This is a genomic window from Croceitalea sp. MTPC6 (assembly GCF_036985525.1).
Taxonomy (GTDB): domain Bacteria; phylum Bacteroidota; class Bacteroidia; order Flavobacteriales; family Flavobacteriaceae; genus Croceitalea.
The window spans coordinates 51,448-70,269 of sequence record NZ_BTGR01000004.1 but is presented as its reverse complement, the minus strand read 5'-3'; the positions used below and the strand labels follow the sequence as shown (position 1 = coordinate 70,269).

Sequence of the window (18,822 nt, the reverse complement as noted above, 5' to 3'; positions counted from 1 at the left end):
ATCTAAATATTGTCCAATCATTAGAACCAATCCAATGACTCAAAAACGTATTGAAATTGCCAAAATATCTAGTTTAAAAGAAAAAGAACCCGCTTATGCTTTAGTTAAAAACACCGATTTAGTAATCATTAAACATGAATCGGGTATTTCTGTACTGTATGGTAGATGCCACCATAGAGGAGCACTATTATCAGATGGTCATATAGATGGTCACAACCTAATTTGTGGTGTTCATGGGTGGGACTACCGTTATGATACAGGGATTAGTGAATACAATAATGATGAGCAATTACATAAGTTTCAGGAATATGTGGATGGAGATTCACTCCAAATAGATGAAAATGAGGTTGCAGCGTTTGAAACTGAACATCCGCAACCTTTTGATAGAGATGCTTATTTAGGAGTTTATGCAGATACACATCCTGAAGATACTGAGCCTTACACAGGTTATATTAAAGAATTAGCGGTAAATGGATTAAAAAATTTAGGACATCATGGATTTTCTGCTTCCATGGGGGTAGATAGAAATACCTTGCCAAAATGGAGTGACATCCAGTTTCTCCCTGCCCAGCTGGCTTTAAGACCGTTATTGGACCATGAGGAAGTAGCCACAAAAGTAATTATTGGGCCAAAAGCAAAAAAGCCACTGGTTTTAGATATACCGTTGTTTGTTAGTGATATGAGTTTTGGAGCACTTTCTAGAGAAGCTAAAATTGCATTATCTAAAGGAGCGGAAATGACCGGAACGGGAATATGTTCAGGTGAAGGTGGAATGCTTCCAGATGAACAAAAAAACAATTCAAAATACTTTTACGAGTTGGCTTCTGCCCAATTTGGTTTTTCTTGGGATAAATTGGATAATGTTCAGGCATTTCATTTTAAAGGAGGTCAAGGAGCCAAAACGGGAACCGGAGGTCATTTACCAGGAAATAAAGTTACCAAGGAAATTGCAGAAGTACGTGGATTAAATGAAGGGGAGACGGCAATTAGCCCAGCAACTTTTCCTGAATTTCATGGGGTTAAAGATTTTAAAGCATTTGCAAAGAAAGTAAGGGAACACACTGGTGGAATCCCAATTGGTTTTAAAATAGCGGCGAGTCATATAGAAAAAGATATTCAGTTCGCTTTAGATGTTGGGGTCGATTATATAATTCTCGATGGTAGAGGAGGGGGGACAGGTTCTGCTCCTACTATTCTTAGGGACAATATAAATGTACCTACTATTCCTGCTTTAGCAAGGGCAAGAAAGTATTTAGATAAAGTCGGAGCAACAGATGTAACGCTAATTATAACTGGCGGTTTACGAATAGCTGAAGATTTCGCAAAAGCTATGATGATTGGTGCAGACGCCATTGCAGTTTCTAATGCTGCTATACAAGCAATAGGCTGTTTAGGTATGAGAGCTTGTGGCTCAAATAACTGTCCTGTTGGTATTGCCACACAGAAGGAATCTTTGCGCAGTAGATTAATTATTGATTCATCTGCAAAGCAATTGGCTAACTTTTTTAATGCTACAAATGATTTGATAAAAGTAATAGCTCGTTCTTGTGGGTATGACGATATATCCAAATTTAATTATGATGATTTATCTACTTTTAAAAAAGAAATGCATGAGCTGGCAGGAATTCCTTTTGCTGGGGTCAAAGGATAAGTTTTATGTTATAATTTGAAAGGAAATCATATTCATCAAGACATACTTACGTAGATAAATTAATTTATTAAGATGAAAAAAGTACTGTTATTAGTTTTTTGCCTTGTTGGATATATAGGTTTGGCACAATCCATAGACTATAATACCAAAAAAGGATATGTGGCAAAAGGCTATGATGTTGTTGCCTATTTTGATAATAAAGCAGTTGTGGGTAATGATTTATTTGTTACCACTTATGATAAAGTAAAATTTAAGTTCTCAAGCCAAGAAAACCTTAAAAAATTTAAAAACAATCCAAAGCAGTACCTGCCAAAGTATGGGGGTTATTGTGCTTACGCAGTAGCAGTCTCAAGTAAAAAAGTACCTGTAAATCCAGAAACTTTTGAAATAAGAAATGGGGAATTGTATTTGTTCTATAATTCAGGTAAGAACAACACCTTGGCACTTTGGGAAAAAGAATCACCTGAAAACCTTAGGGTTAAGGCAGATAAGAATTGGGAAAAAATCAAGAATTAATAATTTTCTTATTGATTTTTGAATGTTAGCTATGGTTGCAAATTTAAAAGTTCTGGTTGCTGGTCTTTTGATTAGTTTTTTAGGAGCCTTGCCTTTAGGAAGCCTAAATATTACCGCTTTTGATATTTCTGCTTCCCAAAATGTTCAAAACGCACTTTTGTTTTCTTTTGCAGCTATTTTTATCGAACTTATTTATGTTCGCTTAACATTATGGGGTAGTCAAAAAGTAAAACTGAATAGTAAATGGATTTATCTGTTATTGCCTTTAGGGGTTTTACTTCTTCTATATTTAGCAATATCTAGTTTCATTACCGCTGTACATATTGAGGATATAGCTACTTCTAAATCGATATTGCCAAAAATAACCTCTCCTATTTTGTTGGGCTTGCTGCTTAGTGCGCTAAACCCACTTCAAGTACCTTTTTGGCTCACATGGAATAAGGTTTTAGAATCAAAAAAAATACTTAAGCACAATACCAGTTCATTCACAAGCTATATGTTTGGTATTGGTGCTGGAACTCTGACAGGGCTGATAGTCTTTATTTTTGCAGGAAAATTAATCGTTACTGGTTATGGGCAATATGCGCAGATAAGCAATTTTATATTGGGCTTGCTCTACCTCGGTTTTTCTTTCTATCTTTTATTTTTATTATTTAAAAAACGCCATCAATTCAAAATCCAATAAGCTTATGTTCAACTCCTCAGTTCAGACAATTGAACAATTCAAGGAAATATTGTTACAGCTCCCCCAAGAATGCTATGTAATGTCTTGTGGCGAACTTTCTAGTGCAACAATAGGACAACATACAAGACATATCATAGAATTATATCAGTGTTTAATTGCTGGATATGATTCTGCGCATGTATGTTATGATAAGAGGGAGAGAAACAAAACGATAGAAGAAGATAAAGCTATTGCACTAGCCCAATTGGTTACAATACAAGAAAACCTAGAAAAGCCTGATAAAGAACTTAAAATCAACTATGAATTAGGTGAAGATGAGGTATGCTTAAATTCTAATTACTACAGAGAAGTCATGTATAATTTAGAACATGCAATTCATCATCATGCTTTAATTAAAGTTGGGATTAAGGCTATGACCACTATGGTATTACCAGATTCTTTTGGTGTTGCCCCATCTACCATACAGCACAGAAAGGTATGTGTACAGTAAGTTTTATTCCCAGAAAAGACTCTTTTGTAATCACATCCAATAGAGACGAACATATTTCGAGGTCTCCAGCTTATAAGCCAAAAGTGGAACTTATTAATGGACTTAAAGTTGTTTTTCCTAAAGACCCAAAAGCTGGTGGTACATGGTTTGCCGTTAATGAAAAAAACGTTGCTGTTGTACTATTGAATGGTGCGTTTGAAAACCACAAGTCTACAGGTAATTATGAAAAGAGTAGGGGACTGGTCGTTTTGGATATTGTTGGTCATCACAATCCACAAATATATCTAGAGGAGACTGACTTGATGAATATTGAACCTTTTACGGTCATAGTGGTTGAAAAAGGCAAGGTAGTGGAATTAAGATGGGATGGGAAAGATAGATTTATTGAACTTTTGGATAGTTCTGAAAGCTATATATGGTCATCGGCTACACTTTACAGCAAGATGGCGATTAACAAGCGGGAAGAGCTATTTTCAAAGTTTATTGATGAGAATGATATAAATACAAGTACAATTATAGATTTTCATTCTAACAATCATCAAGATTTTCAAAACGGCTTTGTAATAGATAGAGCAAGTGGTCTAAAAACATTTAGCGTAACACAAGCTGTTTTGGGAAAAGAAAAAATTTGTCTAAAACACATTAATTTGTTGAAAGACGATACAAACACGGTTGAGCTTCCAGTAAATCAATTGATGAATCAGTTTTAATGGACTCTTTAAGATTAAAATGGCATAAGCTGACTCATTGGGAGTATTGGCCTCTTTGGGCCATATATTATCCGTTATTTCCTGTTTGGGTATTTCTTTCTATTAAGGCTCGTTCTTTTTTCTTTTTTAACGCAGCCAATCCTTCTATGAAAAATGGTGGAATGGCAATGGAATCAAAAAATGATATTTATAATTTAATCCCCAATGAATACATACCGAAAACCATTCTTATTGAAAGGGAAACTGCACTGGAAGATATTGAAAAACAAATAGCTTCTAGCAAAATTAATTTTCCATTCATTGCCAAGCCAGATATTGGAATGAAAGCCTATGGAGTAGATAAAATTCATGATCTTGAAGATTTACAATTATATATTGACCGTACGCCTACCAATTTTTTAGTTCAAGAACTAATACCCTATGCTAAGGAGGTTGGAATTTTCTATGTTAGAATCCCTGGAGAAAAGAGTGGTAAGATAACGGGTATAGTAGCTAAAGAGTTTCTTTCTGTAATTGGCGATGGAAAAAGGAGCATATTAGAACTGATTAAAAACAACCCTAGAAGCCATTTTCAGTTATATGCGTTGACTAAGAAGTTTGGAAGTAAGTTAGACCAAGTTTTAAAAGAGGGGGAAGAGTTTATTTTGGTTCCTTATGGTAGTCACACCAGAGGGGCTAAGTTTATAGATAAAAGCGCTGAAACTAACCCAAGTCTTGAGAAGATTATTGATGCAATATGCATGCGTATGCCAGAATTTTATTACGGCAGATTAGATGTGCTTTATGATAACTTCCAAGACCTTTCTCAAGGGCAAAAATTTAAAATTATTGAAATAAATGGGGCAGGAGGAGAAGCTACACATATCTATGACCCAAAACACTCCTTATTTTTTGCATGGAAAGAGATTTTTAAGCACTGGAATTATTTATGTAAAATCAGTATTATAAATCATAAAAGGGGTTACCCTTATTTAAGTTTTAAAGATGGTAGAGCTATGTTAAAGGCAAATAGTCTATTGGAAGAACAACTAAAATTGGTTTAAAATGAATATTAGAACAACACTTTTAGTAATCGTATTAGGTTCTATTTCTTTAACTGCACAAAATACGTCGGATAAAAGGACAGATTTGGGTGTTTCAGTACAACTTTACCCTGCTGGTATTATTCCAACCGTGAATCTAGAGCACTATGTAGAAGAAAATTCCTCCTTATTATTTCGATTAGGATTGAATATTGTTGATAGGCAAGACTTTAGTGATTTTAATGAAACGGAAGAAGGTACTGGTTTTGGAGGTTCTATAGGCTATCGAAAACATTTTCCTTCTGGAAAGGGGAAATTTATTGCAGGTTTAAATCTAGATGTCTGGAGTTTAACCATTGATTGGACAGATATTGGCCCTGCTGATGGTTTAGTATCTGGAAGTACTTATACCCTAGTGATACAACCCTGGCTAGAGGGCGGTTATTTCTTACCTATTAAAAATACAAAATCCCAAATAGGACTTACATTAGGTTTTGGTCGGGAAATTAATGCAATTACAAGTGGTGATGAGGTAGAACAGGGCTTTATTGGCAGTGTTTCTTTACAATATCAATTCTCACTTTAATCGGTAAAAGCTTTAAAGGCTTCTTTAAAAAATCTAACTGCCGTTTCCTCACCAGAAGAAGTTGCTGGAAGGATAGCACCTTTAAACGTATCATTTTTCCATTCACCATAGGTAAGCTTAGGAAAACTATCTGTTTTTAAGCTATCATGACCTCTATAACCACTCATGTAGAAATAATGGTCATTAGAGATTGAATCTGGTATAGCCATACCCATACCTATAGATTTTCCAGAGCCATCATTCAGTTCTACATAAGCGCCTGTATCCAAATGGTGTGGCCAAATACGAATATCGGACTCCAACTTTTCATCACTTAAGAATTGTAATAAGACATGCTGAACTAAAATACGTAGTTGCAATAATTGGTTCAAATCTTTTGGATTAGATAACTCAAATTTAAAGTCATTTGAAACTGTACAAGGCAGGTCATAATGTAAATCGTAGCCATAGGATTTTTTAAAAGAAGATATGGTAGCCATTTTTGAAATCCAGTCTACGATTTCATCATGGGGTTTCCCGTCAAGTTCAAAGGATGTTTTATTGCTCTTGAAACTCCATTGCAATGCAAAATCCTCAAAACTGAAGGCCAAGTAGGTGCCTAAATCATCTAAATTCCATGTTCGAAGGGTTTGGTCTTCGATAAAAAAACCTACGTTGGTATGACTATCATCGGAGCGATGTTCCAAAAAACTTTTTCCAGCAGTAGCCAAATACTGTATAGCCAAGTGTAGTTGTTTATTCATAGTGCGGTTTTTTTATACTTTGGAGAATGGAATAGATAATCATAGGAGCATGGACACGGGAATTCTCAATAAACCACTTGTGCGTTTCCATTCCACCGCAAATAACCCCTGCTAGATAGAGCCCTTTTACGTTTGACTCCATTGTGTCAGGATTGTAAGTAGGCAACAATTTTTTATCATTAGAAAGCTCAATGCCCAAATTTTTAAGAAAGTTAAAATTGGGCTTATACCCCGTTAGGGCAAGGACAAAATCATTTTGAATTGTAACTAAACCATCAGGAGTATTTATTAGTATTTCTTTGTCTTTAATTTCTTTAACGGTAGCGTTGTAGTAAACTTTAATGCTTCCTTCTTTAATTCGATTTATGATATCTGGCCGTACCCAGTATTTGACTCGTTTTCCAACTTCTGGACCACGAATTATTAAAGTTACCTCAGAACCCTTTCGGTAGCACTCCAAAGCAGCATCAATGGCAGAATTGCTGGCACCTATGACTGCTAACTTTTGACTAGCATAAAAGTGAGGGTCTTTATAGTAGTGGGAGACTTTGGGTAAATCTTCTCCAGGAACATTAATTTTGTTGGGCAAGTCATAAAAACCAGTGGCTAAAATAATATTTGATGCCGTATAGTTTGATTTAGAAGTTTCTACAGTGAATTTATCATGTAGCTTTTCAACTTTTTCAACCTGTTCAAATAGACTTATTTTTAAATCATTGGAGGTTACTATTCTTCTGTAGTATTCTAATGCTTCATTGCGTTTTGGCTTGGCTTCTTTACTAATAAAGGGAATCCCATCTATTTCCAATTTTTCCGAAGAAGAAAAAAACTGCATATTGATGGGGTAATTGAAAAGGGAGTTTACAATTGGTCCTTTTTCGATAATGAGATAGGACAAGTTTTTTTTCTTGGCCTCCAATCCACAAGCAATACCAATTGGGCCTCCACCTACAATTATTATATCAAAGTGCTGCATTAACGAATGGCTTCTTTGAGATTCTTAATGGTTTCGGTGGGATACTCACTTTTAAATACAAAACTACCGGCGACGAGTACATCAGCTCCCACATCCGTAAGTTTTTTAGCATTATCAGAATTTACACCGCCATCAATTTCAATCAACGTGGTCGTATTTTTTTCGATTATCAATTTTTTTAAATCGATAACTTTTTGATAAGTATTTTCTATAAATGACTGTCCCCCAAAACCAGGATTAACACTCATTAAGCAAACCAAATCTATATCTTGGATAGTATCTTCCAATAATTGTATTGAAGTATGCGGGTTTAAGGCAACTCCAGCTTTCATGCCAGCACTTTTAATAGCTTGTAGCGTTCGGTGTAAATGAGTGCAAGCTTCGTAGTGAACAGAAAGTATTTCTGCCCCAAGCTCTGCAAAAGTATCGATATACCTATCTGGGTCAACAATCATTAAATGTACATCCAGCGGCTTTTTCGCATGTTCTTGAATGGATTTTATGACTGGCATCCCATATGAGATATTTGGAACAAATACGCCATCCATAACATCAATATGGTGCCAATCTGCCTGACTGTTATTGACCATTTCAACATCTCTTTGCAGGTTTCCAAAATCTGCTGCTAATAAGGAAGGTGCTACTTTTTTACTCATTGTTGCATTCTATAGTGCAAAAATAAGGAAATGGTTTTTGGCTAGTTCACCTATTTTTTTAATCTATGAATGCAGTTTTAGGTAGGATTATGGGATCACATCGCAATATTTTGCTGCTGCACATTTTACATTGATTGTTCTGATTTAATTCCTTTAGGTTTTTCAATGTTAACACTTCTGGTAACCTGTACTCGTTTGATTTGTTATAATCAACGGTATATCCCATATCTTCAAAAGCCGCTATCGATAAACGGCTAATTGGGTTATCGCCCATATTTATAAAGCCAGTCATCAATTCATTGGAAAAAATTGCTTCCCTCCAATGTCCATCGCGAGTACCTTGTCCTCCGGTATTGGCCAAAGGAACATTAATCAGGTTTTCTTCTTGCCTCAGTATTTTATATTCGCGGATTGCATTAGTCCCTGTAAAAGTTGGGTTTTCAGAACCTTCACCAGTAATAAGGTTTAAAAATTGAGAAGACCAAAGCGTCCCAAAACCTAAAACATGACCCATTTCATGGATTATTGCATCTTTAAGACTGTCTTCAGCTTCCAAACGTGCTAAATCTGCAGTGTCAAATTGCATGATGCCAGTAGCAGGCAAAAAACTTTCTGCCCTAAGTTGGGTTGGTCCTGCCTGTCCCAAAATCCCTAATGAGCCATCAATATTTACTGCCTGAGCATCAATACGAACATCTTCAATAATTTCACCATTAGCCAATTGCACCCTGGGGAGGTCGCCTGTAATTAATTCTGACCATCTAGAACTTGCCTCTTCAAAAACTATTTGTTGACTTGAAGTAAGTCCACCTAAAAACCGAATTTCTATTGTAAAACCCATAAATAACAAGTTTTGATATTGTTTTGTTATTTATTTACGAACAGGAATACTTTTTAAGCCTTGTGCATAGAAATTTTAACAGAATAATGAAATATTGAATAGAATGTCAAAAGGCATTATTGCATGTTTTTGAATGAATTTTATTACCAGCATTCCAAATTAAATATTAGGTGTAAAACACTATCCATTACATCTAAATGAAACCAATCAACTTCACTTTTATTACCATTTGAATACCACGTTACAAGTAGACAAAATCTGAGGCCAGTAGTGAAGGCACTACTAAATTTGAATTGATGGTAAAAAAATCAAAATTCAGATGATTTTTACTTGATTGAAGTGGGCAGAATATTAATCTTTTTTAGTTGTGTCTTTTAACGGGGCGGTTGGTGTTGTTTTAAACGCGGAAGGATTTTTGGTTAAAATTCTAATATTTCGCCATTTTATCTTTTTGCCCGAATTCAAAGAATCAGTACCTATACTATGAACTTGAAGTCCAATAAAACCAGATTTGGTATCATTATCTTTTAAATTGGCAGTATTGATGTTATTTACCCAGATTACCAGTTTATTACCAATAGCTTCAATACGATAATGATTCCATGTACCATTTTTAAAAGCTTTTTGACCTTCAGGATTGTTCTTTAAATCGTACAACCAGCCTCTTTTCCCTTCTTCATATATTCCCCCGCTCCAAGCTCTATTGCTTGGGTCTATTTCTGCTTGGTAACCATGCACTTGCCCATTATTAAAATCAGGATAACTGTTACTCCTAAACTGTACTCCAGAATTAATTTTTGGATCAACCATGACCTCAAACTCTAGTATAAAATCATCGTAAATAGTTTTGGTACAAAGAAATGTGTTTGGAGTGTTCATTAGTGTAGTGCCAATAATTTCATTATTCAATACAACATATTTGGCCATACCATTTTTCACTTCCCAACCAGCTAAGGAATTATCAGGTATAAGATTAATCCATTCTTCCTTTGGCTGTTGTTTACAAGCGAAAAAAAATAGGCATAACCCAAATATGAAATTAATGGTGTGAATATGTTTGTTGAAGCTCATTTTCAGTATACATTTTATCTAAGTGTCTTGGTAAATTTCTAAGGCTATCTACGAGTTTACTGGTTAAAGATTGGGAAGAGGTAGTAAAGGCATTTCTAATGTAATTACCAATATCTTTTATATTTTCATCTGAAATATTCTTATTCATTCCTACACCAGGCATGGAATTAGAAAAGTTAAATTTCTTACCATTTACAGAAATAGGGCCTTTTAACCCATAAAGCATAACAGCAGCTAATTTTTCTTCTTCTTCTGATACATATTCAGAATTAAGTAATGGTGGTGCCAAATCTTTGTTTCCACCACCATCTGGTCCATGGCATGTTGCGCAATATTTCATATAAAGTAATCGTCCTTTGGTTAAACCATCACTTTCATTTATCTGTTTTTTCTCAGTTTTAGCTTGTTGTTCCAAAGAATCTATTTTGGCTACAATTTTATTAAAACCTTTATTTGATGAATTTCTTAAATTAAATGTGGTTTGGTGAATTCCGGAAAGAATTGGTTCCAAGAACCAATCTTCATTTTTATACCTCTCCATAAGTGTAGCAAGATAGGCTTCATTGTTAGCATTTAATCTTTTAGAAAAGTAATAGGCTAAATAGTAGTCAATCATTTCATTTTTAGCATTTAAAAGATTTTCTATATGGGTGTCCTTAATTTTTTTACCTCTATCTGCATACAACTTTATAACGTGTGACATGAATTTTGGTTGATTGATAATATTAGAAAGTTCAATATCTGGGAAGGATAATTTTTGAAGTCCTTCTAGAGCGTATAAGGCGTGTATTTTACTGATCTCAATCAGGTCTTTTTCAATAACCTCTACAAGTTGCTTTTTCAGAGCTGTATGTTTTCCTGAAATAATAAGCTGTTGCGCCCTATTTCTAATCCAAATATTTTTAGATGCTAGTGAGTCAACTAGCTGAGAACCATTTAATAACGTTAAGTCTATGTTTTTATGCTTATTATTCCCTTGAGTTGAAACTTTTAGAATTCTTCCCATGCCAATTACCGTATCTAGGCCTTTTTCCATATACTTATTTCTAAGGTAGCTGGTCATATATGTTTTGTGTTGAATAATGCCCCTATGCATATCAACAATATATAACGCACCATCAGGTCCATTATAGAGATTTACGGGTCTAAAAGTTTCATCTGATGAACGAATAAACTCTTTATCTTTCCAAGCTTGCTCACCAGTAATTTTAAGATTTTTAAAGTCTAAAATGTTACGTTTTATAAGATTGGCTTCAGGGGCGCATACCATAACATTCCCTTGATAATCATTTGGAAATGATTTCCCTTCTAAATATAAAGGACCACAAGCACTCGTAAACCTTTTTAATTTTCCATCTGCATGCAACATATCGGGGAGATAACCTCTATTGACAGCTGTTGCAGTTAGGGGATATACATTTTGATCAGATACCAGGTTATTACCGATAGCTGAGCTTGACTTATATAAAGGATTCTTGTTAAGTATATTGGGAATCGCCCAATCTCCTCTAATTTGGTTGGAGTTGTCATTATATAAAAGCCTCCCCATATTATCACTTGTAATGCCCCATTGCCCTCTAAACGATGTGTCTTCTGTGAGCCACTCCTCATTTTTTAAACGGTATCTTTTAGATGCCTTTGCGCTATAAATCCAATTATCAATATTCAATAGTAATCCATTAGGTTGATGTTCAACATTTCCACCAACGGCATATTCATTATCAACTACTATTGTTTTTCCTGGAGTCAAGTTTTTTTGTATTTCAGTAAAATATAAAAATGGGGGTTCCGCATGTAGCAAACCACCGTTTATATGTAGAAGGGCACGTGTCAATTTTAAATTGTCAAGGAATACTTTGGTGTGATCCATAATACCATCATTGTCCTTGTCTTGCAAAACGACAATGCGACCAATTGGAGCGTCTTCATTTATACCTTCTAAAGATTGCATGTATCCAGTCATTTCCAATACCCATATTCTTCCAGAATCATCAAAACTAATTGCTATAGGTGCTTCAATTAAGGGTTCGGCCGCAAGTGCTTGTATATGAAATCCATCCTCAATTTCATAACTAGATAAGTCTACTGTAGTTTCTTGATACTCATGTTTACATGAGCTGAAGGATAAGAAGAGTAATACACAAACAAAAAGCCTCATTAAATAGAATCTACAATCTTAAATTTATGAAAATCAAATGAGTATTACTTTGATTAAAAGTAGAATAAAATGTAGTATTTACTTACCTAGTTGCCGTAAACCCTCATAAACAACTATACCAACCGCATTGGCTAAATTTAAACTTCGTATCCGCTCATTGTACATTGGAATTTTGTACAATCTTTCTGAATTTTCTTGTGTTATTAATGAAGATAGGCCAACAGATTCTTGGCCAAATACTAAAAAGAGTTCTTTTTCAAATTTAATATCCCAATGTCTTTTTGTCGCATGGCTAGAAAAGTATACTAACTTTTTGTCACTATGTTTTGCCATAAATTCATCAATGCTTTCATAAGTTTGGACGGAAAGATGCTGCCAATAGTCTAATCCAGCCCTTTTTAAGCGTTTATCATCAATTTTGAAGCCTAATGGCTTTACTAGGTGAAGGTTACAGCCAGTAGCTAAACTTAAACGTCCAATGTTTCCAGTATTATTCGGTATTTCCGGAGCTACTAAAACAATATTAAAAGCCATTTATTTTTCTTTTGATTTTAGGTGGAGATATAGTTGCTCCACTTTTTCTCTGGCCCATGGTGTTCTACGGAGAAATTTTAAGCTTGATTTTATAGAAGGATTGTTTTTAAAGCAGTTTATATTAATCTGATTTGCTAGATATTCCCAAGAATATGCTTGTGTGAGCTCTTCCATAATATCCGCCAATTTTATTCCATGCAATGGATTATTGAGTTGTTTCATCATTTTTTACCGAAAATAAACAAATAGGTAGAGGATTAGATTCATAACAAATCAAACTACAAGTATATAAAATGAAAAACTCCGGTAATCAGCCGGAGTTTATTCATCAATCAAAAAACGAACAGTCATGATAAACTGTTGTAGTATACTAAATTACAATATTCTTGCCAAAAAAAAAATTTAAGCTTTATTTAACTGTAATTTCTTTGGTTTTACCCCAAATATGTCTTTAAAATCTTACTTCTAGAAGTATGTTTTAGCCTTCTTATTGCTTTTTCTTTAATCTGACGTACACGTTCCCTTGTTAAATCAAAAGTCTCTCCAATTTCTTCTAAAGTCATTGAATGTTGACCAGCAAGTCCAAAATATAAGCGAATAACATCTGCTTCGCGTGGCGTTAAAGTTTCTAAAGCACGCTCTATCTCAGTACGCAATGATTCGTGTAACAATTCCTTGTCCGGGTTTGGGGATTCCCCACTACGCAGTACATCATAAAGGTTGGAATCTTCACCATCGATAAGTGGAGCGTCCATGGAAACATGGCGTCCAGAGTTTTTTAAAGATTGCTTTACATCTTCAACGGTCATGTCCAATTCTTTTGCAATTTCTTCAGCTGAAGGCATTCGTTCATGCGCTTGCTCCAAGAAAGCAAAAGTCTTATTGATTTTATTAATAGAACCAATCTTATTCAATGGCAAACGCACAATACGGGATTGTTCTGCCAATGCTTGCAAAATGGATTGACGAATCCACCATACAGCGTAAGAGATAAATTTAAAACCTCTAGTTTCGTCAAAGCGTTGTGCAGCTTTAATTAGACCTAAATTACCTTCATTGATTAAATCTGGTAATGTTAATCCTTGATTTTGATATTGTTTTGCCACAGAAACCACAAACCTTAGGTTAGCTTTAGTCAACTTTTCCAAAGCAATTTGGTCACCTGCTTTTATTCGTTGTGCCAATTCTACTTCTTCATCGGCAGTAATCAAGTCTACTTTTCCGATCTCTTGTAAGTATTTGTCTAACGATGCAGTTTCCCTATTGGTTACCTGTTTTGTAATTTTTAACTGTCTCATCTAAATTTCTCCTTCAAATTTAAGTTTTCGAGCCTGTGCTCATATACTTATACGTAAGAAAACATAAAAAGTTACAATTTGGTAAAATTTAATTCAATTATTTTTTGTAAATGAAAAGCCCTTGTGTGAAAATTTCACGCAAGGGCTTACTGTATTTTGAAGAAAAGATACTAGTCTCTTCTTGGCTTTCTGTCACGGTTATCTCTTCCTCCACGACGGTCACCACCTCTACGGTCATTATTTCTAGGCGGACGTTCTACATAACCTTCTGGTTTTGGTAAAAGTGCCTTTCTAGAAACTTTCTCTTTACGTGTTCTGGAATCGATACCAAAGTATTTAACATCAAAAACATCTCCCATGTTAACCACATCAGAAACATTTTCAGTGCGTTCCCACGCTAATTCAGAAACGTGAAGCAAAACTTCATTTCCTGGTGCATCAGTATATTCTACAACAGCACCAAAGTCTAGCATTTTTATAACTTTTACTTCGTATACACTGCCAACTTCAGGTTTGAACAATAAAGAATCTATCTTTGCCATAACAGCATCAATACCTTTGCTGCCAACACCTAATACTTCAACAATACCTTCCTCTGTTACTGGGTCTTCATTGATAACAATGGTAGTTTCAGTCTCTTTCTGTAACTCTTGAATTACTTTTCCACCAGGACCAATCAACGCGCCAATAAATTCATTAGGAATACGTCTTGTAACCATTGTTGGAGCATGCTCTTTTACTTCAGAATTTGGAACAGAAATGGTATCTGTTAATTTGCCTAAAATATGTAAACGGCCATCACGAGCTTGTTTTAGTGCATTCACTAAAATCTCGTATGATAATCCTTTTACTTTAATATCCATTTGGCAAGCAGTAATACCATCAGAGGTACCCGTAACTTTGAAGTCCATATCCCCTAAGTGATCCTCATCACCTAAAATATCAGAAAGGACTGCGTACTTACCAGAATCTGCATCAGAAATTAATCCCATGGCGATACCAGAAACAGGTTTCTTTAACTGAACACCGGCATCCATTAATGCCATTGTACCAGAACATACTGTAGCCATAGAAGAAGAACCGTTTGATTCCAATATTTCTGAAACTACACGAACAGTATAAGGACAATCTTCCGGAACCATTCCTTTTAATGCACGTTGAGCTAGGTTACCATGCCCAACTTCTCTACGAGATGTTCCACGAATAGGTCTTGCTTCTCCAGTTGAAAAAGGAGGGAAATTATAGTGCAAATAGAAACGCTCTTCACCTTCAAAAGATGGCATATCTATTTGGTTGGCCTCTCTAGACGTTCCTAAAGTTACTGTTGCTAAAGCTTGAGTTTCCCCTCTTGTGAAAATCGCAGAACCATGTGTTGAAGGTAAATAATCAACTTCACACCAAATTGGGCGAATTTCATCAGTCTTACGACCATCTAAACGTAAACCTTCGTTTAAGGTAAGGTCACGAACAGCAGCCTTTTCAGCTTTGTAAAAATATTTAGAGATTAAATCGCCATATTCTTCTTGTTCTTCTTCAGAGAAAGTCGCTATAATTTCTTCTTTAATCTCGCTAAACGCAGCACTTCGTTCATGCTTTGCTGAACCTGCCTTAGCTACTGCATAAACCTTGTCATAAGTTAGGTCATGAACTTTCTTGGCTAAATCCTCATCCTCTCTTTCTGGCTCATATTCGCGCACTTCTTTTTTCCCGAAAGCTTCTGCTAATCTTAATTGTGCTGCACACTGTACTTTAATAGCTTCGTGAGCAAATTTGATAGCCTCGGTCATTTCTTCTTCAGAAATCTCATCCATCTCACCTTCAACCATCATTACAGAATCTGCAGAAGCACCAATCATCATATCAATATCGGATTCTTCTAATTGCGCTCTAGTTGGGTTGATAACGAATTCACCATTTACACGACCTACTCTGGCTTCAGAAATTGCACATTCAAAAGGAAAATCTGATAATTGAATAGCGGCCGAAGCGGCTAAACCTGCCATAGCATCTGGCATTACGTCATCATCATGAGACATTAATTGAATCATCACTTGAGTCTCGGAGTGATAATCCTTTGGGAATAATGGTCGTAATACACGATCCACTAATCGCATAGTCAAAACCTCGCCGTCACTTGGCCTAGCTTCTCTTTTGAAAAAGCCACCTGGGTAACGCCCCGCAGCGGCAAATTTTTCACGGTAATCTACAGTAAGTGGTAGAAAATCTACATCTGCTTGTTTGTAGTTAGATACAACTGTACATAGTAACATACATTTGCCTGATTGTACAACAACAGAACCGTGTGCCTGTTTTGCCAATTTTCCAGTTTCGATAGAAATTTCCCTACCGTCACCAAGGTCTATGACCTCTTTAAAAGTTTTTGGAATCATAAAATTTTGTGTTGCCTTTAAAAAACAAAGGACTTGTTAAACATTTGGTCTACCGCCATCCGGACGGTCGGGTTGTGTTGTTGTGTTGACCAATGAAAAACTAAATGTAGCTTTTTAGCCCTGAACTTGTTTCAGGATAAATTTGCCTCCATTGAGGACTTTATAAAAGTTGGGGGAAGCTAATGCCTCCCCCAAAAGTATTATTTTCTAATATTTAGCTCTTTAATAAGCTCACGATATTTTACAACATCTTTCTTTTTTAGGTAATCTAAAAGACTACGTCTTTTACCTACCAATTTTACCAAAGAACGCTCTGTATTATAATCTTTATGATTTTTTTTCAAGTGCGTTGTTAGGTGGTTAATACGGTGCGTGAATAACGCAATTTGTCCTTCTGTAGAACCTGTGTTCCCTTCAGAACCGCCATGTTTCTTAAAGATTTTGGCTTTTACTTCTTTTGTTAAATACATTCCAATATTATTTTAAATGATTTTTATGTATCTGACTGCTTCTCAATCAGGGCGCAAAGATAATTCTTTTTTTAGAAGAAAAAATTTTGCACCAAAATTAAACCTTTTCTTTTTTTTAAGGTCATAGCTACAAACGTTAAGGAATTGTTGGCGTTTAAGTGCGCATGAGATTATACTAGTCTGTCTTTGCACTTCCTATTTAGCCCTATTACAAACATTAAAATTTAAAAAGATGAAAAAGAATCCTAAAAATGTGCGCTTGGCAGCTATAATTTTAACTGCAGCGACTTTAAGTTTTGTTTCCTGTTCTAAAGATGAAACAGCAGTAGAAGAAGAAATTATTGTGGAACAGGTGATTACCGCAACAGAATTAAAATACAGTGATGAGTCTGAAATGATTTCTGAAGAAGTGTCCACTATTGCCGAAGATATCTATGCATCTGATGAAATATCCGCTACCTCAAAATTTGATTACCGTTCAGATTATCTGCCAGACTGTGTTACCATTACAACAGTTGTAACAGATACTACAAAAGAGAAAACTATTGACTTTGGTGAAGGGTGCGAATTGCCCAACGGAAATGTGCTTAGCGGAATAATCAATTTGAGTTATGCAAAAGATATGGAAGCGGCTTCCAAAACATTAACGTTGGCCTTGGAAAACTTCACTTTTAATGGTGTGTCTGTGGAAGGTGGTGCCGATATTCTTAGAGTACGTTCCAATGAAAATGGCAATCCACAAGGGACTGTAAGTGCATCATTTGATGCAACTTGGCCTGACGGTGAAACAGCTTCTTTTATGGGAACAAGAACCCGAGAATGGATTGAAGGTTATGGTAGTGGTTTCTGGGGGGACAATGTGTTTTTGATTACAGGAAAGAGAACATTTGTGAATAAAGCAGGCAATACTTTTGAGAAAGAAGTAGTTTCTCCGCTTAGGAGAGAATGGTCGTGTCGGTTTACCGTTAGTGGTATATTAGAAATCTCAAGAAACGATGCAACAGCAAGTTTGGATTTTGGTGATGGTAGCTGTGATGCCAAGGGAGTATTGACGTATCCTGATGGAACTAGTGAAGAAGTATTTCTAAGAAGGTTTTTGAAAGATTAATATAGGAGAACTTAACAAAAAAGAGTTGGCTAATTAGCCAACTCTTCTTCTTTTCTAATAGGTAGATTTTGAATTAAATCTATGTAGAGATTGACTTTCTTTTTTAAATCTTTTCTATGGGAAATGAAATCTAAAAAGCCATGTTCTTTAACAAATTCTGAAGTTTGAAAACCATCGGGTAAATCTTTACCAGTAGTATCCTTTACTATTCTAGGTCCTGCAAAACCAATTAATGCTCCAGGCTCAGAAATATTAATGTCGCCTAACATTGCATATGAAGCAGTGGTGCCACCGGTTGTGGGATCGGTACAGAGCGAAATGTATGGTAACTTTGCTTCAGCCAATTGAGCCAATTTTACAGATGTTTTAGCCAATTGCATCAAAGAAAGGGCGGCTTCCATCATACGGGCACCTCCAGATTTTGAAATCATTAAAAAAGGTACTTTTTTCTTTTTAGCATGGTCAATTGCCCGAGAAATTTTTTCACCTACCACACTACCCATAGAACCTCCAATAAAACTGAAATCCATACAGGCAATTACCAAATCTTTACCCATGGATTTGCCCATGGCAGTTCTGACGGCATCATTAAGTCCAGTTTTAGACTGTGCCGCTTTAAGGCGGTCCGAATACTTTTTAGTGTCTTCAAACTTTAAAGGGTCTTTTGAGCTCAATTTTACATCCAACTCTTGAAACTTGTTGTTATCAAATAGAATTTCAAAATATTCTTTACTACCAATACGAACATGATAATCATCCTCAGGACTTACATAAAAATTTTTTGCAAGATCTTCTGATTCAACAATTTTTCCAGTAGGGGATTTATACCAAAGCCCCTTAGGAGTGTCTTTTTTTTCCTCAGTAGCGGTTTGTATTCCCTTTTCTTTTCTTTTGAACCAAGCTGTCATAAAAGTAAA

The 18,822-nt window shown here is 35.5% G+C and carries 20 protein-coding genes; 8 read left to right on the top strand and 12 right to left on the bottom strand.

The genetic code is table 11. The annotated features are described in order from the left end of the window. Positions 1-34: 34 nt before the first annotated feature. The 7 genes from AACP56_RS09250 to AACP56_RS09220 all read left to right on the top strand — a co-directional run bounded on the left by AACP56_RS09250 (position 35) and on the right by AACP56_RS09220 (position 5,660). A complete protein-coding gene (locus tag AACP56_RS09250; RefSeq protein WP_339339915.1) occupies positions 35-1,651 on the top strand; it encodes a glutamate synthase-related protein in 1,617 nt (538 codons plus the stop codon). Between the two features lie 72 nt (positions 1,652-1,723). Continuing rightward, positions 1,724-2,167 (top strand): YHS domain-containing (seleno)protein, encoded by a 444-nt coding sequence (locus tag AACP56_RS09245; protein ID WP_339338691.1) that lies wholly within the window; start codon positions 1,724-1,726, stop codon positions 2,165-2,167. Between the two features lie 31 nt (positions 2,168-2,198). Next, positions 2,199-2,852: a LysE family transporter gene (locus AACP56_RS09240; RefSeq protein ID WP_339338693.1), complete on the top strand. Its 654-nt coding sequence runs from the start codon at positions 2,199-2,201 to the stop codon at positions 2,850-2,852. 4 nt (positions 2,853-2,856) lie between these two features. Beyond that, positions 2,857-3,342, top strand: coding sequence for a DinB family protein (locus tag AACP56_RS09235; RefSeq protein ID WP_339338695.1), 486 nt, complete (start codon positions 2,857-2,859; stop codon positions 3,340-3,342). Then, positions 3,330-4,052, top strand: a complete 723-nt coding sequence (locus AACP56_RS09230; protein ID WP_339338697.1) for an NRDE family protein — start codon at positions 3,330-3,332, stop codon at positions 4,050-4,052. The genes AACP56_RS09235 and AACP56_RS09230 overlap by 13 nt, the downstream gene beginning before the upstream one ends. Beyond that, the gene (locus AACP56_RS09225; RefSeq protein ID WP_339338699.1) at positions 4,052-5,095 is read left to right on the top strand and encodes a D-alanine--D-alanine ligase; all 1,044 of its coding nucleotides are present in this window, start codon (positions 4,052-4,054) and stop codon (positions 5,093-5,095) included. The genes AACP56_RS09230 and AACP56_RS09225 overlap by 1 nt, the downstream gene beginning before the upstream one ends. A gap of 1 nt (position 5,096) precedes the next feature. Continuing rightward, entirely contained in the window at positions 5,097-5,660 is a 564-nt protein-coding gene (locus tag AACP56_RS09220) for a hypothetical protein (protein WP_339338701.1), read from the top strand. Here the strand turns inward: AACP56_RS09220 and AACP56_RS09215 are convergent. From AACP56_RS09215 to rpsO, 11 genes are all read right to left on the bottom strand, one after another. Further along, entirely contained in the window at positions 5,657-6,403 is a 747-nt protein-coding gene (locus AACP56_RS09215) for a hypothetical protein (RefSeq protein ID WP_339338703.1), read from the bottom strand. The two genes, AACP56_RS09220 and AACP56_RS09215, sit on opposite strands and share 4 nt — an antisense overlap. Next, positions 6,396-7,379, bottom strand: coding sequence for a YpdA family putative bacillithiol disulfide reductase (locus tag AACP56_RS09210; protein WP_339338705.1), 984 nt, complete (start codon positions 7,377-7,379; stop codon positions 6,396-6,398). Before AACP56_RS09210 ends, AACP56_RS09215 begins: the two co-directional genes overlap by 8 nt. Next, complete coding sequence (gene rpe / locus AACP56_RS09205; protein ID WP_339338707.1) at positions 7,379-8,035, bottom strand: ribulose-phosphate 3-epimerase; 657 nt, start codon at positions 8,033-8,035, stop codon at positions 7,379-7,381. Before rpe ends, AACP56_RS09210 begins: the two co-directional genes overlap by 1 nt. Before the next feature lie 58 nt (positions 8,036-8,093). After that, positions 8,094-8,876 (bottom strand): leishmanolysin-related zinc metalloendopeptidase, encoded by a 783-nt coding sequence (locus tag AACP56_RS09200; RefSeq protein ID WP_339338709.1) that lies wholly within the window; start codon positions 8,874-8,876, stop codon positions 8,094-8,096. 351 nt (positions 8,877-9,227) lie between these two features. After that, complete coding sequence (locus AACP56_RS09195) at positions 9,228-9,947, bottom strand: 3-keto-disaccharide hydrolase (RefSeq protein WP_339338711.1); 720 nt, start codon at positions 9,945-9,947, stop codon at positions 9,228-9,230. After that, a complete protein-coding gene (locus AACP56_RS09190; RefSeq protein WP_339338713.1) occupies positions 9,916-12,105 on the bottom strand; it encodes a DUF7133 domain-containing protein in 2,190 nt (729 codons plus the stop codon). The genes AACP56_RS09195 and AACP56_RS09190 overlap by 32 nt, the downstream gene beginning before the upstream one ends. A 78-nt stretch (positions 12,106-12,183) precedes the next feature. After that, complete coding sequence (locus tag AACP56_RS09185) at positions 12,184-12,639, bottom strand: tRNA (cytidine(34)-2'-O)-methyltransferase (protein WP_339338716.1); 456 nt, start codon at positions 12,637-12,639, stop codon at positions 12,184-12,186. Continuing rightward, complete coding sequence (locus tag AACP56_RS09180) at positions 12,640-12,864, bottom strand: VF530 family protein (RefSeq protein WP_339338718.1); 225 nt, start codon at positions 12,862-12,864, stop codon at positions 12,640-12,642. 209 nt (positions 12,865-13,073) lie between these two features. Beyond that, positions 13,074-13,937 carry a sigma-70 family RNA polymerase sigma factor gene (locus tag AACP56_RS09175; protein WP_149277351.1) on the bottom strand — a complete coding sequence of 288 codons (864 nt, stop codon included), beginning with the start codon at positions 13,935-13,937 and terminating at the stop codon, positions 13,074-13,076. A 170-nt stretch (positions 13,938-14,107) separates the two neighbouring features. Continuing rightward, positions 14,108-16,327, bottom strand: coding sequence for a polyribonucleotide nucleotidyltransferase (locus AACP56_RS09170; RefSeq protein ID WP_339338720.1), 2,220 nt, complete (start codon positions 16,325-16,327; stop codon positions 14,108-14,110). Positions 16,328-16,527: 200 nt separating this feature from the next. After that, entirely contained in the window at positions 16,528-16,797 is a 270-nt protein-coding gene (gene rpsO / locus AACP56_RS09165) for a 30S ribosomal protein S15 (RefSeq protein WP_339338722.1), read from the bottom strand. A 232-nt stretch (positions 16,798-17,029) separates the two neighbouring features. Between rpsO and AACP56_RS09160 the strand changes: the two genes are divergently transcribed. Continuing rightward, a complete protein-coding gene (locus AACP56_RS09160; RefSeq protein WP_339338724.1) occupies positions 17,030-17,905 on the top strand; it encodes a hypothetical protein in 876 nt (291 codons plus the stop codon). Positions 17,906-17,934: 29 nt separating this feature from the next. On the opposite strand, the gene accD is transcribed toward AACP56_RS09160, so the two are convergent. After that, the gene (gene accD / locus AACP56_RS09155; RefSeq protein ID WP_339338726.1) at positions 17,935-18,813 is read right to left on the bottom strand and encodes an acetyl-CoA carboxylase, carboxyltransferase subunit beta; all 879 of its coding nucleotides are present in this window, start codon (positions 18,811-18,813) and stop codon (positions 17,935-17,937) included. Positions 18,814-18,822 lie beyond the last annotated feature (9 nt).

Coding starts and splice junctions, on each gene's coding strand:
- AACP56_RS09250 (WP_339339915.1), top strand. CDS start 35: ATGACTCAAAAACGTATTGAAATTGCCAAAATATCTAGTTTAAAAGAA.
- AACP56_RS09245 (WP_339338691.1), top strand. CDS start 1,724: ATGAAAAAAGTACTGTTATTAGTTTTTTGCCTTGTTGGATATATAGGT.
- AACP56_RS09240 (WP_339338693.1), top strand. CDS start 2,199: ATGGTTGCAAATTTAAAAGTTCTGGTTGCTGGTCTTTTGATTAGTTTT.
- AACP56_RS09235 (WP_339338695.1), top strand. CDS start 2,857: ATGTTCAACTCCTCAGTTCAGACAATTGAACAATTCAAGGAAATATTG.
- AACP56_RS09230 (WP_339338697.1), top strand. CDS start 3,330: ATGTGTACAGTAAGTTTTATTCCCAGAAAAGACTCTTTTGTAATCACA.
- AACP56_RS09225 (WP_339338699.1), top strand. CDS start 4,052: ATGGACTCTTTAAGATTAAAATGGCATAAGCTGACTCATTGGGAGTAT.
- AACP56_RS09220 (WP_339338701.1), top strand. CDS start 5,097: ATGAATATTAGAACAACACTTTTAGTAATCGTATTAGGTTCTATTTCT.
- AACP56_RS09215 (WP_339338703.1), bottom strand. CDS start 6,403: ATGAATAAACAACTACACTTGGCTATACAGTATTTGGCTACTGCTGGA.
- AACP56_RS09210 (WP_339338705.1), bottom strand. CDS start 7,379: ATGCAGCACTTTGATATAATAATTGTAGGTGGAGGCCCAATTGGTATT.
- rpe (WP_339338707.1), bottom strand. CDS start 8,035: ATGAGTAAAAAAGTAGCACCTTCCTTATTAGCAGCAGATTTTGGAAAC.
- AACP56_RS09200 (WP_339338709.1), bottom strand. CDS start 8,876: ATGGGTTTTACAATAGAAATTCGGTTTTTAGGTGGACTTACTTCAAGT.
- AACP56_RS09195 (WP_339338711.1), bottom strand. CDS start 9,947: ATGAGCTTCAACAAACATATTCACACCATTAATTTCATATTTGGGTTA.
- AACP56_RS09190 (WP_339338713.1), bottom strand. CDS start 12,105: ATGAGGCTTTTTGTTTGTGTATTACTCTTCTTATCCTTCAGCTCATGT.
- AACP56_RS09185 (WP_339338716.1), bottom strand. CDS start 12,639: ATGGCTTTTAATATTGTTTTAGTAGCTCCGGAAATACCGAATAATACT.
- AACP56_RS09180 (WP_339338718.1), bottom strand. CDS start 12,864: ATGATGAAACAACTCAATAATCCATTGCATGGAATAAAATTGGCGGAT.
- AACP56_RS09175 (WP_149277351.1), bottom strand. CDS start 13,937: ATGAGACAGTTAAAAATTACAAAACAGGTAACCAATAGGGAAACTGCA.
- AACP56_RS09170 (WP_339338720.1), bottom strand. CDS start 16,327: ATGATTCCAAAAACTTTTAAAGAGGTCATAGACCTTGGTGACGGTAGG.
- rpsO (WP_339338722.1), bottom strand. CDS start 16,797: ATGTATTTAACAAAAGAAGTAAAAGCCAAAATCTTTAAGAAACATGGC.
- AACP56_RS09160 (WP_339338724.1), top strand. CDS start 17,030: ATGAAAAAGAATCCTAAAAATGTGCGCTTGGCAGCTATAATTTTAACT.
- accD (WP_339338726.1), bottom strand. CDS start 18,813: ATGACAGCTTGGTTCAAAAGAAAAGAAAAGGGAATACAAACCGCTACT.